Source organism: Amycolatopsis alba DSM 44262, assembly GCF_000384215.1.
Taxonomy (GTDB): domain Bacteria; phylum Actinomycetota; class Actinomycetes; order Mycobacteriales; family Pseudonocardiaceae; genus Amycolatopsis; species Amycolatopsis alba.
In genome coordinates this window covers 8,668,704-8,682,111 of the sequence record NZ_KB913032.1, presented here as the reverse complement: position 1 = coordinate 8,682,111, position 13,408 = coordinate 8,668,704, and the positions used below count along the sequence as shown (strand labels likewise).

General features: G+C 69.3%; 12 protein-coding genes. 7 read left to right on the top strand and 5 right to left on the bottom strand.

Annotation, left to right across the window (positions count from 1 at the left end; translation table 11 throughout):
- The first annotated feature begins 65 nt into the window (after window positions 1-65).
- Window positions 66-1,013, top strand: a complete 948-nt coding sequence (locus AMYAL_RS0140230; RefSeq protein ID WP_020636972.1) for a phosphatase PAP2 family protein — start codon at window positions 66-68, stop codon at window positions 1,011-1,013.
- 22 nt (window positions 1,014-1,035) lie between these two features.
- Here AMYAL_RS0140230 and AMYAL_RS0140225 read toward each other — a convergent pair whose 3' ends face one another.
- Window positions 1,036-2,544 carry a GGDEF domain-containing protein gene (locus AMYAL_RS0140225; RefSeq protein WP_020636971.1) on the bottom strand — a complete coding sequence of 503 codons (1,509 nt, stop codon included), beginning with the start codon at window positions 2,542-2,544 and terminating at the stop codon, window positions 1,036-1,038.
- A gap of 141 nt (window positions 2,545-2,685) precedes the next feature.
- Between AMYAL_RS0140225 and AMYAL_RS0140220 the strand changes: the two genes are divergently transcribed.
- On the top strand, window positions 2,686-3,906 hold the full coding sequence (locus tag AMYAL_RS0140220) for a cytochrome P450 family protein (protein ID WP_020636970.1): 1,221 nt from the start codon (window positions 2,686-2,688) through the stop codon (window positions 3,904-3,906).
- On the opposite strand, the gene AMYAL_RS0140215 is transcribed toward AMYAL_RS0140220, so the two are convergent.
- A complete protein-coding gene (locus AMYAL_RS0140215; protein WP_245193328.1) occupies window positions 3,903-6,185 on the bottom strand; it encodes a helix-turn-helix domain-containing protein in 2,283 nt (760 codons plus the stop codon). The genes AMYAL_RS0140220 and AMYAL_RS0140215 overlap by 4 nt on opposite strands.
- Window positions 6,186-6,640: 455 nt before the next feature.
- On the opposite strand from AMYAL_RS0140215, the gene AMYAL_RS0140210 reads away from it, so the two are divergent.
- The gene (locus AMYAL_RS0140210) at window positions 6,641-7,576 is read left to right on the top strand and encodes a DMT family transporter (protein WP_020636968.1); all 936 of its coding nucleotides are present in this window, start codon (window positions 6,641-6,643) and stop codon (window positions 7,574-7,576) included.
- Here AMYAL_RS0140210 and AMYAL_RS0140205 read toward each other — a convergent pair.
- Window positions 7,501-7,980: a GNAT family N-acetyltransferase gene (locus AMYAL_RS0140205; protein ID WP_020636967.1), complete on the bottom strand. Its 480-nt coding sequence runs from the start codon at window positions 7,978-7,980 to the stop codon at window positions 7,501-7,503. The two genes, AMYAL_RS0140210 and AMYAL_RS0140205, sit on opposite strands and share 76 nt — an antisense overlap.
- A 150-nt stretch (window positions 7,981-8,130) precedes the next feature.
- Here AMYAL_RS0140205 and AMYAL_RS0140200 point away from each other — a divergent pair, with 150 nt between their 5' ends.
- The 4 genes from AMYAL_RS0140200 (at window position 8,131) to fgd (ending at window position 10,807) form a co-directional block, all read left to right on the top strand.
- Complete coding sequence (locus AMYAL_RS0140200; RefSeq protein WP_020636966.1) at window positions 8,131-8,331, top strand: hypothetical protein; 201 nt, start codon at window positions 8,131-8,133, stop codon at window positions 8,329-8,331.
- Between the two features lie 105 nt (window positions 8,332-8,436).
- Complete coding sequence (locus tag AMYAL_RS0140195; protein ID WP_020636965.1) at window positions 8,437-8,961, top strand: hypothetical protein; 525 nt, start codon at window positions 8,437-8,439, stop codon at window positions 8,959-8,961.
- A 43-nt stretch (window positions 8,962-9,004) separates the two neighbouring features.
- Window positions 9,005-9,481, top strand: coding sequence for a DIP1984 family protein (locus tag AMYAL_RS0140190; protein WP_143267636.1), 477 nt, complete (start codon window positions 9,005-9,007; stop codon window positions 9,479-9,481).
- Between the two features lie 321 nt (window positions 9,482-9,802).
- Window positions 9,803-10,807: a glucose-6-phosphate dehydrogenase (coenzyme-F420) gene (gene fgd / locus AMYAL_RS0140185; protein ID WP_020636963.1), complete on the top strand. Its 1,005-nt coding sequence runs from the start codon at window positions 9,803-9,805 to the stop codon at window positions 10,805-10,807.
- 59 nt (window positions 10,808-10,866) lie between these two features.
- On the opposite strand, the gene AMYAL_RS0140180 is transcribed toward fgd, so the two are convergent.
- A complete protein-coding gene (locus AMYAL_RS0140180) occupies window positions 10,867-12,450 on the bottom strand; it encodes a hypothetical protein (RefSeq protein ID WP_020636962.1) in 1,584 nt (527 codons plus the stop codon).
- A complete protein-coding gene (locus AMYAL_RS0140175) occupies window positions 12,447-13,286 on the bottom strand; it encodes a hypothetical protein (RefSeq protein WP_143267635.1) in 840 nt (279 codons plus the stop codon). Before AMYAL_RS0140175 ends, AMYAL_RS0140180 begins: the two co-directional genes overlap by 4 nt.
- Between the last annotated feature and the right edge of the window lie 122 nt (window positions 13,287-13,408).

Sequence of the window (13,408 nt, the reverse complement as noted above, 5' to 3'; positions counted from 1 at the left end):
TCTTGTAGCAGAACCATGACATTGTCCGGACCTCACGGCGAAACGGCATGGGGACAGTGGGACCCATGGCCGTACTCACCCCCGAAGCGAAGCCGACCCTCACCCGCCGTCCGCTGCCCGGAAGGCATGCCGAGACCAGGCCCACCCTGTCCAGGGCCGTGTTCCAGCTCGCCACCGGATTGGGACTGGCCGCCGCGTTCATCGTGACCTTCGTGCTCTTCGTGCACACGACGGCCGGCCAGCTCGCGGAGAACGGCGTCGTCCGCAGCGCGCAGTCCGGCCAGTGGTCCACAATGGACTGGGCGGGGCCGCTGCGGGACCAGGACATGGTGCTCGTGCTCGGCGCCGCCTGGATCGTGCTGGTCGTCGTGGCGCTCCTGCGCCGCAAACCCGGCCTTCTCGTCCCCGCGCTGGGCGTCCTCGTGCTCCCGCTCATCGCCGCGCAGCTGCTCAAGCTGTACGTCCTCGAACGTCCCGACCTGCCCGACGCCGGCTACGGACCGGGACACAACAGCTTCCCGAGCGGGCATGTCAGCGCCGCCATGGCGATCCTGATGGCCCTCGCTTTCGTGCTGCCCCAACGGTTCCGCCCGGTGATCATCGGGATCGGCGGCGTCGCCGTCGCCTGGGTCGCGTCGTCCACCGTCGCGCTGGGCTGGCACCGGCTCAGTGACACGGCGGGGGCCTGCCTGCTGGGGGCGTCGTTCGCCTGCCTCGTCGCCGCCTGGCTGACCACCCGGCGCCGCGACCTGCGCCGCACGCCCGTGCTCCTGGTGGTCCTGGCCGCCGTGCTGCCCACCGCGATCGTGCTGGTCGGGTTCGCGGTGCTGAGCACGGCGACCGACGGCGCCGCCCAGTTCGTCGCCGCGCTGGTGCTGGCCGCGCTGGCCGCGGTCGGGATCGTGCTGGTCGCGCTGTGGCCGCTGTGCGGGTCCGCGTTCGAACGGCGGACCGGCGTGGAGACCAGGGTGGTCGACGACCTGCTCGAGACCCGCCTCGTGACCCGCCGCTGACGCGTTCAGCGGACTGGACGCGTCAGTCCCGGCGTGTCTCCCCGGCACGGGTCAACGGTGACATCGGTGCCCGAGGAGAGGGAGGGACGGCGGACGGCGCCACGACGACCCGGTTCCGCCCGGTCCGCTTCGCCTGGTACATGGCCGTGTCGGCCGCCCGGAAGAGCTCGCCGTAGTCCGTCGAGTGCTCGGGCGAGAGCCCGACGCCGATCGAAACGGTGCAGCCGTGGATCGGCCCCACCACGCGGGGTTCGTTGGTGGCGTGCCCGCTGGCGAGTTCCGTCAGGCCGGTGATCGCGGTCTTCGCGACGGCTTCCCGGATCCGCTCGGCGATCCGCATCGCCTCCTCGCGGGTGGTGTCCGGCAGCAGCACCGAGAACTCCTCGCCGCCCCACCGCCCGACGACGTCCGAAGCGCGGGTGTTCTGCCGGAGCACCGCGCTGACGCAGCCGAGCACGATGTCGCCGCCGGAATGCCCGTACTTGTCGTTCCACTGCTTGAAGTGGTCGAGGTCCAGCATCAGGAACGCGGTCGGCCGCCGATCGGTCTGGTCTTCGAGCAGCCGCAACGCGGCGGGCGCGTGGAAGGAGTCCTCGGTCAGCAGCCCGGTCTTCCGGTCACGCTGGCTGCGCGCGATCGTGTCCGCCAGCGTCTGCGAGAGCCGGGTCGAGCGCAACGCGACACCGATCATCACGAGCGGCACCAGCGCGATGTTGACCGCGCCGAGGATCGTGGTGCACGCGGCGAGTTGCAGCGCATAGACGAAGTCCGCGTTGTCGGCCCAGCTGCCGATCAGCTTCTGCCGCCGCCAGCCACCCCAGGCGAGGCCGCGCGCGATGCTGATCAGGAGCGTTTGCGACGCGAAGTACCAGAGCGCGGCGCCCACCAGTGCGATGGCGGCGATCGCGATGTCGCCTGCTCGCTGGGGGAGCGTCCCCGATTCGAGCCAGGTGTGCAGCGACGTCAGTTCGGTGATCGCGTGCACGCCGAGGATGGAGGCGGCGTGCGCGGCGGTCGTGAACAGGAACGTCGTCATCGCCTTGTGCGCGATGGAGTAGCGCTGCACCCGCACCATCAGCAGCAGCGTGAGGGACAGCGTGGGCGGCAGCAGGACGGCCGCGCTGCCCAGCCAGACGGCGGTCTGGTCGATGTGCTCGCCGCGCCGGTCGTCGGCGCGGCGCTGTTCCTCGGGATGCTGCGTCTGGACGAGGTACCAGATCGCGCAACCCGCGATCACGCCGAAGCGGACGAGGTCCGTGGCCGTGGCGGAGGCCTTGAAACCGCTGTACAGGGCCCAGGCCGCGACGGCGATCTCGGCACCGAGCATCCACAGGACCGCCGCGGGCGGCAGCCGCCACAGTTCCCACCCCGCCGGATGCCGCAGGGTGTTCCAGGCGCGGCCACGCAGCCGCCAGACGCGGGCGGCGGCGAGGCCGACGGTGTCGGCGAAACCCCGGAGCGAACCGGGCGGCCGCGCCGAGACCACGTCACGGTCGTGCTTGCCGAACTCGCTGACGGTGGCCACCTCCATTCGTCACGCACCGCACCCGCTTCGATCTTGCTGGGTCACCGCAAGGGGGTGACAGGGGGACCGCGTTGACGATCGCGTGAGACAGGGCAATGCCTGCGTTCGCCGGACGCGATTGCGCCAGCGGCTGGCATGGTGGCTCGTATGCCTGACGCCGCAGACGCTGCCGCCGCGGTCCCCGTGATGTTCGGCCCCGAATTCGACAGGGATCCCTCGCCCGCCTACGAATGGCTCCGGGCGAACGCCCCGGCGTTCCGGCTTCCGTTGCCCGGCGACACCTGGACCTGGCTGCTGACCCGGCACGCGGACGTCGTTTCCGCGATGGCCGACCCCCGGCTGTCCAAATGCCCGTCCGTCGCCGCGGACCATTGGCGCAAGGCCAACCTCGGCCTGCCCGCCGACCACCGGCCGACGCTCATCGGGCATATGAACAACTTCGAGGGCGAGGAGCACGCGCGGCTGCGCAAGGCCTGTGCCGGCGCGTTCGGCCCTCGGCGGCTGCAGCACCTGCGGGACCGCACGCATCAGCTCGCGAACGAACTGCTGGACCCGATCCTGGAGCGGGGCGAGGGCGACCTCGTCGAGGATTTCGCTTACCCGCTGGGAATCCGGTCGATCTGCGAGCTGATCGGCATCCCCGAAACCCTCCTGGACGAGGTCCGGCCGCCCGCGCTGGTGGTCGCCGCCGGCGACGTCACCGACATGGCGTCGATGATCGAGGCGACCGACGACCTGGACGCGCTGCTCGCCGACGTCGTCGCCCGGAAACGCGCCGAACCCGGCGCCGACCTGATCAGCGACCTGCTCACCCAGGAAGCCGACGGCAAGCTGACCGACGAAGAGGTCGCCGCGACGGCGTTCCTCTCCCTGATCGCCGGGCACGAGACGACGATCAGCCTCATCGCGTCCACCGCGCTGACCCTCATCACGCATCCGGAGGAGGCGGCCCGCGCCCGCGCCGACGGCTCTTACCTGACGCTGGCCATCGAGGAGGTCCTGCGCCGCGACACCCCGCTGCAGAACACCAGCTGGCGGTTCGTCACCGAGCCGATGGAACTCGCCGGGCAGCGGATGGAAGCGGGAGACCCGATCCTGTTGTCGCTGCTGGCGGCCAACCGCGATCCGGAGGTCCACCCCGAACCGCTCGCGTTCCGTCCTGGCGAACGGCCGGTCCGGCATCTGGCCTTCGGGGTCGGCCCGCATATCTGCATCGGCGCCGCGCTCGCGCGAATGCAGGCGTCCGCGGCACTGGAGACGTTGTTCGGCCGCGCGCCGTCGATGACGCTGACCGTGCCCGAAGACCGGCTCGTGTGGTGGCCCAGCGCGATCACCCGCGGCCTGCACCACCTCCCGGTGAAGCTTTAGACAGTGCCTTCGAGGCGGCCCCGGAGCACGTTCGCCTTGCGGTCGTCGAGGTCCATGACGAGCTGGAGCGCGTCGCGCCAGACCGTCATCGCCTCTTCGGTGTGCCCCTGCTCGGCCAGCGCGCAGCCGCGTTCGTCGAGCGCGTCGGCCTGGCCCCAGACGTCGCCGCAGTTCCGGTAGGCGGTCAGCGCCCGGTCGCAGTACCCGAGCGCCTGCTCCGGGTCGCCGAACCGGCGGCAGGTCCGGGCGAGCGGCACCAGCGCGAAGCCCATGCCGTGCTGGTCGGCGTCCTTCGCGTAGGCGTCGTAGGCGCGAAGGCCGTGTTCGAGGGCGAGGTCCCGTTCGCCGAGATCGCGATACGCGCGGCCGAGATGGACCCGCGCGGTCGCTTCACCGAGCTGGTACCTGATCCGTGCGTTCACCTCGACACCTTCTTTGACCAGCCGCGCCGCTTCGGCGTAGTCCTCCCGCTCGTGCGCGATGTTGCCGAGCCCGACCAGCGCCCAGCCGAGGCTCGGGTTCTCGCCGATCTCGTCGGAGATCCCGACGGCCTGGCCGAACAGTTCGTGCGCGCGGTCGAGGTCCCCGCGCCGCCGGATCGCCTCGGCGAGGTTGATCGCCGACCACGCCAGCCCGCCGAGGTCGCCGCCCGCCTTCGCGGATTCGATCGCGACCTCGTGACTGGAGATCCAGGTCTGCCACGGCCTGCCGAGCAGGTGGTAGTCGAACAGCTCGACCGGCAGCCGCCAGCCGGTCTCGTAGAGCCCGTGGTCCAGTGCCAGCCGGGCGACGCCGGTGATGCTCGGCATCTCCGACGCGCACCAGATGTAGGCCTCGTCGAACGTGGCGAACCGGAGCGGCTCCACGCCTTCGGGCGCGGGACCCAGGTCGACGTGGTGGTCACGGGCCGGGGTCAGGGTCCAGCTCGCCGCGTTGGCCGCGTGGAGGTACCACTGGGTCAGCCGGGTGACCGCCGCCTGCCGCTCGTCCCGCCATTGCTCGGCGGCGGCTTCTTCGGCCGCGTAGACGCGGAGCAGGTCGTGGAACCGGTAGTACTGAGCGCCGACCTGCTGGACGAGATGCGCCTGCACCAGTTTGTCGAGCAGCCGTCGTGCGTCGTGTTCGGGCAGCCCGGCCAGCGCGGCCGCCGCTCCCGCCGGGAAACGCGGGCCGGGGTGGACGCCGAGCAGCCGGAACATGCGGGCGGTGTCGGCGTCGAGCGCGCGGTAGGACCAGCTGAAAGCGGCCCGGACCCCGACGGCGTCGTCGTCGACGGCGAGCAGTTCGAGGCGCCGCCCCTCGGCGACGAGTTCGCGGGCGAGGTCACCGACACTCTGATGGGGATGGGTGGCGACCCGTTCGGCGGCGATGTTCACCGCCAGCGGCAGCGCCGCGCACAACCGGACGAGCCTGCCGACGCCTTCGGGGTCACCCGCCGCGCGTTCGTCGCCGATGAGGTCGGCCATGAGCTGCGTCGCTTCGAGATCTTCCAAGGGTTCCAAGGAAACCTGGACCGCGCCGCTGCCGACGACGAGCCCGGAGAGCCGTCGCCTGCTGGTGATCAGCACGGTGGTGTCCGGGGTGCCGGGCAGCACCGGCCGCACCTGGTGCGAGTCGAGGGCGTTGTCCAGTACGACGAGGGTACGCTGGCCGCGCAGCAGTCCGCGCAGGAGCGCGAGCCGCATGTGCTCCTCGGCGGGGACGCGGTCGGGACGGACGCCGACGCAGCGGAGAAGGTCGTCGAGGATGTCGGCGGGCTGCGCGGGGGAGCCCGCCGCGTACCCGCGCAGATCCGACCAGAGGACGCCGTCGAACTCCTCCTGCCGCCGGTTCGCCCAATTCAGCACGAGCGCTGTCTTCCCGACCCCCGGCGGCCCCGCCACGAAGACCACTTTGGCCGGTCCGGTGAACACTTTCTCGTCGAGCAGGGCGAAGTGTTCTTCACGGCCGACGAAATGGCTCGGCGGCGGCGGAAGGTGAACGTACGGTTCCGCGCGGGCGGCTTCGGCGAGCACGATCAGCGTCCCGCCGGCGTCCAGCGCGCGATCGCAGGATTCGGCGAATTCCGCACTCGGCGGAGTGAGACCGCGTTCGACCCGGCTGATGAGACTTTTGTCGACATAGGCGAGTTTCTGGAGTTCGCGCAGCGCCAGTCCTCTGGCCTGCCGCCGTTGCCGCAGCGCGCGCCCGAACGCCAGTGCGGCCGTCGAAACCGGCCTCGGTTCCGCGCGTGCTTTCCCGGTCTCCCCGGATCTGGCCGAGCCGGAATTCTCGGTCACCAGAAGCACCTTTCTCCCTGCACCGCGGCAGATCGTGCCACAACCCCCGTGACGGCGGGCAGGGCCATCTGCCGATTCACCGCTGGGCGGAACGGCTCCGCGCGCGACAACCTTCCCATTACGTGGGTCACAACACGGCCACCGGGTGTGCGGAGGGGTGAAGAGAGCCCCCAAACTGTGCGAGAACGCGCCCGTTCCCCACCGGTGCGCCAGCCGAAAGGGAGGTGGATCATGCGCGACCGCGAAATGTGAGCAGGCCCTGTTCCGCTTGCGAACAACCGGGCGAGTGCTGATCTCCTCGGAAACCGGCCGTGGCCGCCCGTCCGGCGTCCACGGCCGGTGTCCTTCCGGAGCATGTAGAAGCGCTTAACGTCGGTGTAGATCTTTTCACTTGTCCTGACGAGTCGCCCGAGGCAGCTTGGAGAAGTATCGAGCAGCCCGGCGAAAGGAACGAAGTGAGCATCGGCGCACCGGGAACTCTGGTCCGGATGGGCGTTCTCGCCCTGTTGTGGGGGTCGGGGTTCCTGTGGATCAAGCTTGCGCTGACCGGGCTGCCGCCCGTTCAGGTGACCGTCATCCGCTGCGCCCTCGGCGCGGCCGTCCTTCTCGTGCTGAGCCGCTGGGCCGGGCAACGCCTTCCGCGTGGCCGCCGGATCTGGGGCAGGCTCCTCGTCGCCGCCTTCTTCTGCAACGCCTTGCCGTTCGCGTTGTTCGGCATCGGTGAACTGACCGTCGATTCCGGGATCGCGGGGGTGATGAACGCGACGACCCCGCTGTGGTCGTTGCTGATCGGCATCGGGATCGGCGCCGAACGCCGGATCACCGCGATCCGGGTCGGCGGGCTGGCCCTCGGTTTCGCCGGCATCCTGCTGATCTTCGCGCCCTGGCAGAAGAGCGGCCTGTTCGGCTGGGGGACGCTGGCCCTGCTCGGCGCCGGACTCAGCTACGCCGTCGCTTTCGCTTACATGGGAAGGAAACTCGTCGGCGAGGGCGGCCCGATCGCGATCTCCGCCGCGCAGCTGCTGACCGCCACCGTGCTGAGCGCGCTCGCGCTGCCGTTCGACGCGACGCCGACCGGCCCGCTGAACGTGACCGCGTTGATCGCCGTCGTCGTCCTCGGGATCTTCGGCACCGGCGCCACCTTCTACCTCAACTACCGGCTCATCGCCGACGAAGGAGCGACCTCCGCGGCGACCGTCGGCTACCTGTTGCCGGTCGTCTCGGTCGTGCTGGGCGCGATCGTGCTCGGCGAGGACCTCGGCCCGCGCGTGCTCGCCGGGATGGCGGTGGTGCTGCTCGGAGTCGCCCTGACGCGCTACGTGAGGTCTTCGGCGAGCAAGTCCATCAGCAGCCCGTCGTGCCAGCCGTCGCCTTCGGTGTCGCGTTCGTAGCGGCGCATCAGCCCGACCTCGCGGAAACCGACGGCCTTGTAACAGCGGATCGCGGCGTCGTTGTCGGCGGCGGGATCGATCACCAGCCGATGGTGCCCGCGATCGTGCAGAAGATGGCGCGCCATCGTGCGGACCGTGTCCTTGCCCAGCCCCCGGCTGTGCTCCGCCGGGTCGAGGAAGAGGTCGACCGACGCGTGCCGGTACATCGGGTCCTCCTCCTCGCCGTACTGGACGAAGCCCCGGACGGCGCCCTTCTCCAGGACGGTGAAGCGGGCCGTCGTGGGATCGTCGAACGGCCAGGTGGGGGAGTCTTCGACCGAACCCCAGCGCGCTCTGACCTCGGCCGTGCCGCGGATCCGCCGCAACTCCTGGACGTGGGCTTCGGTGACCGGGGTCAGGGTCACGCTCTCCCCGTGCAACTCGGTGGTCAGGTCCCGCTCCGTCCGCTCGTTCGTGATGATCTCAGTCTAGGGAAAAGCCGCCGGGAGCGCACAAAGACGGGGGCCATCCCGGCCGGGATCGGGTATCAACGAAGGGGAACACGGAGGTGGGTCATGGGGAACCTGTTCGAAGAACCGAATCCGGCCGGGGAACCGGCCGACGCCGGGGCGACGGCCGTGCGGGCGGCGGTACTGCGCAAGGCGACCGAAGCGGTGGTCGCGAACGCCCGCGACGCGACGGACTGCCGGATGCTGCTGGAAATGCTGGGGCTGCACTCCGAGCCGTCGGCCCGGTCGGGCGACGAAGCCGCCTGAGTCTCGTCGACAAGTCCGTGAAGGCTTCCTTGAGGGACTCAGAGTCCCTCAAGGAAGCCTTCACGGACTGCCGTGGTGGCCCGGCCGAAGCGCCATACTCACCAGGTGGCTTTCTTCGACATCGAGGGTTATGAACCCGTCTGGCTCTCCGGGCTCAAGGAGATCCGGAGCACGCACGGGGACCGGTTGGGCGCCCTGGTGGGCAAGCGGCTCCAGCGTGTCCACCTGACCTGGTTCGTCGACTACGACGAGTGGCTTCCGGACACGCCGGTCGTGGTGGACTTCGGCGACGAACGCCTGGAGATCACGCACTGGAAGTTCGACGAGGTTTCCCTGACCTGGAACACGATCGATCCGTACGGCAGGCCCGAATGGGACTGGGGCGACCCGGCGGAGCCCAGCCCGCTCCTGTGGCGGCAGGACCTCTACCCCGAACTGTCCGCTTTGGAGGGGCAGGTACTCCAGGACGTCGAACTCCTGCAGTCCATGAGCCGGGACATGGCCGGGCGCATGGTGGCGCTCGGCTTCGTCTTCCCGCGCGGCCGGTTCACCGTCTTCAACGCGCTGGACGAGAACGGCATCGAGTTCACGGAGCCGGAGTCCTATCGGAAGCATTCCCTCGCGGGCTGAAAACGGGATGCGGTTCTCGTCGATCTTGGCGATACTTCCCGTCATGTCCCCGATCAAACTGGCCGAAGCGCTCGCACTGCGCGCTGACGCGACGAAGAAGGTGGAGGCGCTGCGTTCCCGGATCGTCGACAACGCGCGGCACCAGGAAGGCGAGGAACCGGCGGAAGACGCTTCCGCCCTGCTCGTCGACGCCGAAACCGCGCTGGGTGAACTGGAATCGCTGATCCGGCGGATCAACCGCACGAACGCCGCCACCCCGCTCGGGGAAGGCACGATCACCGACGCGATCGCGCGCCGCGACGTCCTCCGTCTCCGGCACGGCGTCCTCACCTCGGCCGCCGACGCCGCGGCCGGTCGCAACCAAGGCGGATACGGCCGTCAGCTCCGTTCGGAACTCCGGTATCTGTCCGCGCTCCCGGTCGCGGAACTGCGGTCCAGCGCGGACCGGGTCGCGGGGGAGATCCGGGTGATCGACGTCGAGATCCAGCGCACCAACTGGGAGACCGACCTCCTGGACTGACCGTGGAAAGCAGGTAGCCCTCCGGGAAGCGGGCACAAGCCGAGAGCCGGCGGCGTTCCGGCTCCATCCTGGCACGTGGCGGGCAGCGTGGGGTTCGACTCCCCGATCACAACTCCGCCCAGCACGGCGCACAGGTGACGGCGCAAACGGCACAGTTCATCACCACGTGCCGGTCCCGGAGGGTGAGGGCGGGTACGGGGCCTTTCCACGGCATTCCCCTCGGCCGAGTGGTGTTCCCGACACATCGAGGTATGGGCGAACCTGATCGACTCTGTGCCAAGGTGAAAGCGAACAATCCAAGAGCCCAGGTGGTGACCCCGGATGGCACTGAAGATCGGTTACAAGGCGTCGGCCGAGCAGTTCGGCCCGCGCGACCTCGTCGAGTACTCCGTGCTCGCCGAGCAGGTCGGGCTGGACAGCGTGATGGTCAGCGACCATTTCCAGCCCTGGCGGCACCAGGGCGGGCACGCGCCGTTCTCGTTCGCCTGGATGGCGGCGGTCGGCGAGCGCACCGAGCGGGTGGTACTCGGCACCAGCGTGCTGACGGCGACCTTCCGCTACAACCCGGCCGTGGTGGCGCAGGCGTTCGGCACCCTCGGCAGCCTGTACCCCGGCCGAGTGCTGCTCGGCGTCGGCAGTGGTGAGGCCCTCAACGAGGTCGCGGTCGCCCGGATCGAGTGGCCCGCGTTCAAAGAGCGGTTCGCGCGGTTGCGCGAGGCGATCGAACTGATGCGCAAACTGTGGTCCGAAGAGCGCGTCACGTTCGAGGGCGAGTACTACCAGACCACCGACGCCACCGTGTACGACCGTCCCGAGGGCGGCGTCCCGATCTACATCGCGGCCGGTGGCCCGGTGATGGCGAAGTACGTCGGCAAGCAGGGTGACGGCTTCATCTGCACCAGCGGCAAGGGGATGGACCTCTACACCGAGAAGCTGCTGCCCGCCGTCGCAGAAGGCGCCGAGCAGGTCGGCCGGAGCACCGGCGACATCGACAAGATGATCGAGATCAAGCTGTCCTACGACCCGGATCCCGAGCAGGCGCTGGAGAACACCCGCTTCTGGGCGCCGCTCTCGCTGACGCCGGAGCAGAAGGCGGGCATCGAAGACCCGGCCGAGATGGAGAAGGCCGCGGACGCGCTGCCGATCGAGCAGGTCGCCCGCCGCTGGATCGTCACCTCGGATCCGGCCGATGCCGTCGAGCAGATCAAGCCGTACGTCGAGGCAGGCTTCAACCACCTCGTCTTCCACGGCCCCGGCCACGACCAGGAGCGATTCCTGCGTTCGTTCTCCGAGCAGGTCGTCCCCGGTCTGCGCGAACTCGGCTGAGCCGGGACGGGTAGCGGTGCCGCCCGCTGCACGGCACCGCTACCCGTCCCCCCCGGTTCTTACAACGGCGACGCGATGTTCCTGCCGCCCTTGCCCGTCGGCTTCTTGGTCTCGGTCTTCTTGGTCTCAGCTTTCTTGCCGGTTCCGCGCTGGAGGTCCTGGCGGTCGAGCTGCTCTTGTTTGCGGATGGCTGCTTCGCGTGAGGTTTCCGCGTGCGGTTTTGCGGTCTTCTTGGTCGCGGGTTTGCCGATTCCTCGCTCGAGGTCCTGGCGGTCGAGCTGCTCTTGTTTGGCGATGGCGTCCTTGCGTGAATAGACCGGCTTGTAGGTCGCGGGTTTGCCGATCCCGCGCTGGAGGTCCTGGCGATCGAGCTGTTCCTGTTTGAGAACCGCCAGTTGCTTCGGCGTGAGGGCCTTCTTGAGCGGGGCGCCCCGCTGCTTGTCTTGCCGGTCGAGCTGTTCCTGTTTCATGACGGCCAGTTCGCGGGTGGTCGGGACCTTCACCGGGAAAGCCCTGGCGATGTGCTCCTCCCACTCCGTCCGGATCGGATTGACCGCCTTGACGTAGTTGCCTTTGCCGTCCGGCACGATCTGCGGCCGGTAGGTGTTGCGCAGCGCTTCGAGGAACGTCTTTCGCTTGTGCGCGTCGGGCAGGACATACCGCAGGATCGTGTTCTTGATGGACTGCTTGTCTTTTTCCGTCGGCGCGTCCTGCAGTGCCTGGGCGAGCGAGTAGGCCGTCGGCAGGTACTTGTTGTCGTGAACCTCCTTGAAGGAGTACGGCGGCGCGATGCCCTGGAGGAAACCGACGCCCGCCCGCAATTGCGAGGCGCCGCGGAACGTCTTCTCGAGGGCGTAGCCGGGCGGAGGTACGCGGACGTTCGCCGTCTGCTTGGGGCTCTTCGGTGTGGCCAGGGTGCCGCCATCGCGGTCCTTGATCAACGTCTTCAGTTCCTCGTGGGCCTGTTCGAGGCGGTCCGCGAGCTTCTTTTTCGTCGCCGCGCTCTGTTTGCCGTTGGTCTGCTGTTCGAGACCCCAGATCGTCCGTTCCAGATTCCTGATGCGGGCGTCCGGGTTGAACTGCTTGGCGTCGTGCTCGGCCTTCTTGAGGAGTTTGCCCAGGCCCTTTTTGCCGTTCGTCTCCTGCGTGATCTTCACGCTGATCCGGTCGCGGGCTTTCTGGGTCTTCGCGTCGGCCTCCTGCTGCCGCAGGGCCGCGATTCGATCGTCCACTTTGGACATCCGGTTTCGCAGGCCGGTGACATCCTGCTTGGACCGGCGGTGGATCTCGAAGACGTCCGACACCATTCCCTGGAGGTCGCCAACGGAGAAGCTCACGCTACCGCTGCCCAGTTTGGTGATGGCCCGGTTGGCCAGCACCTGCTGGTACAGCTTCTTCCGGTAGGCCGGGTCCGCCGGGTCCAGCGGACCGGCCAGGTCGATCATCTTCGCCAGGATCTGGGCCTTGAGCTTCCCCTTGGCGCTCTCCGATGGCGGTTCGTAGGAGACCTGCCGTACTCCCGTGTCCAGCGTGGATTCGAGACTGTTCGACAGCCCGGACGCCAGGACGGTGGCGGTCAGCAGGCCCGCGAAGGCGAGCGTTCCGGTTCCCAGCACTCGAGGAGGCTTCACCAGCGGGTTCATCCGATCCTCCGTTCAGCGTCGACCAGACTTCCGATTTCGGCGTCGGTCCGGTCCGGCTCGACCGTTTCGACGTGCGTCTTCTGCCGTGGGGGTTCGGGTTCCGCCGGTGCGACGAGCACGTCGGCCGAGCGCACCTCGGCGATCGTGGGCGCCGGGTTCTTCGGCGCGCGGGGGTTTTCGGCCTTGGGTGTCATCACGGCATAGGGCGTGATCGGAGAGATGCCGCTGCCTTCTTCCACCGCCGCGGGTTCCGGCCGGGTGTCGATCCCGGCCGCCGGTGTGGCGGGCGCCGGGTCGGCTTCGGCACGCAGAGTGACCGGCGCCTCGGCCTGGATCGCCGGGGGCGGATCCTGAACGGCCACGCCGATCGGCTCGGCCACAGGCAACCCAGCCACGGGCAGCTCAGGCACGGTCAGTTCCGGCACGGCCGGCCTGGGCACGGTCAGTTCCGGGAAGGCAGGCCGCGGCATGGCCTCGACCGGCCAGAACTCCGATTCGGGCCGAGTCGAAACGGGGGCAACCGGCACCGGCACAGCGGGCGCGGGCGCCGGAGGAAGGTCGGCAGGCGCCGGCAGCGGTGCGGGAGCGGGTTCCGCGCCGGTGTTCTCGGCCGGCCGATATCCCTCCTCTTCGAGGTACTCGGCGACGAGGTTCTTGAGCGCTTCCGGTAGCTCGCCCGCGGTCAGCTGGGTGGTCTGCGGAGGCGGCTGCTCGTCGCTTCCGGCGAGCAGCGTCGCCGCCAGCGCGCCCATGGTCACTCCTCCCGCGAACCCTGCCCAAGCCAGCGGGCCGGGGGCGCGGCGCCGCCGGACCGGGCGGAATCGACGTTTCGGCATCGGCATCGTCCTTTCACGTGTTCGGTGCGATCACCGTCGAATCAATCCGTCTGCCCCAGCTCAGGCAACGGTTTCGGACGGTTCCGGACGATCTCGGACACCCCTAGACTCGGCCGAGTGCA

Bases quoted from the DNA above. Each gene is read 5' to 3' on its own strand.
- AMYAL_RS0140230 (WP_020636972.1), top strand. From the start codon at position 66: ATGGCCGTACTCACCCCCGAAGCGAAGCCGACCCTCACCCGCCGTCCG.
- AMYAL_RS0140225 (WP_020636971.1), bottom strand. From the start codon at position 2,544: ATGGAGGTGGCCACCGTCAGCGAGTTCGGCAAGCACGACCGTGACGTG.
- AMYAL_RS0140220 (WP_020636970.1), top strand. From the start codon at position 2,686: ATGCCTGACGCCGCAGACGCTGCCGCCGCGGTCCCCGTGATGTTCGGC.
- AMYAL_RS0140200 (WP_020636966.1), top strand. From the start codon at position 8,131: ATGGGGAACCTGTTCGAAGAACCGAATCCGGCCGGGGAACCGGCCGAC.
- AMYAL_RS0140190 (WP_143267636.1), top strand. From the start codon at position 9,005: ATGTCCCCGATCAAACTGGCCGAAGCGCTCGCACTGCGCGCTGACGCG.
- fgd (WP_020636963.1), top strand. From the start codon at position 9,803: ATGGCACTGAAGATCGGTTACAAGGCGTCGGCCGAGCAGTTCGGCCCG.
- AMYAL_RS0140180 (WP_020636962.1), bottom strand. From the start codon at position 12,450: ATGAACCCGCTGGTGAAGCCTCCTCGAGTGCTGGGAACCGGAACGCTC.
- AMYAL_RS0140175 (WP_143267635.1), bottom strand. From the start codon at position 13,286: ATGCCGAAACGTCGATTCCGCCCGGTCCGGCGGCGCCGCGCCCCCGGC.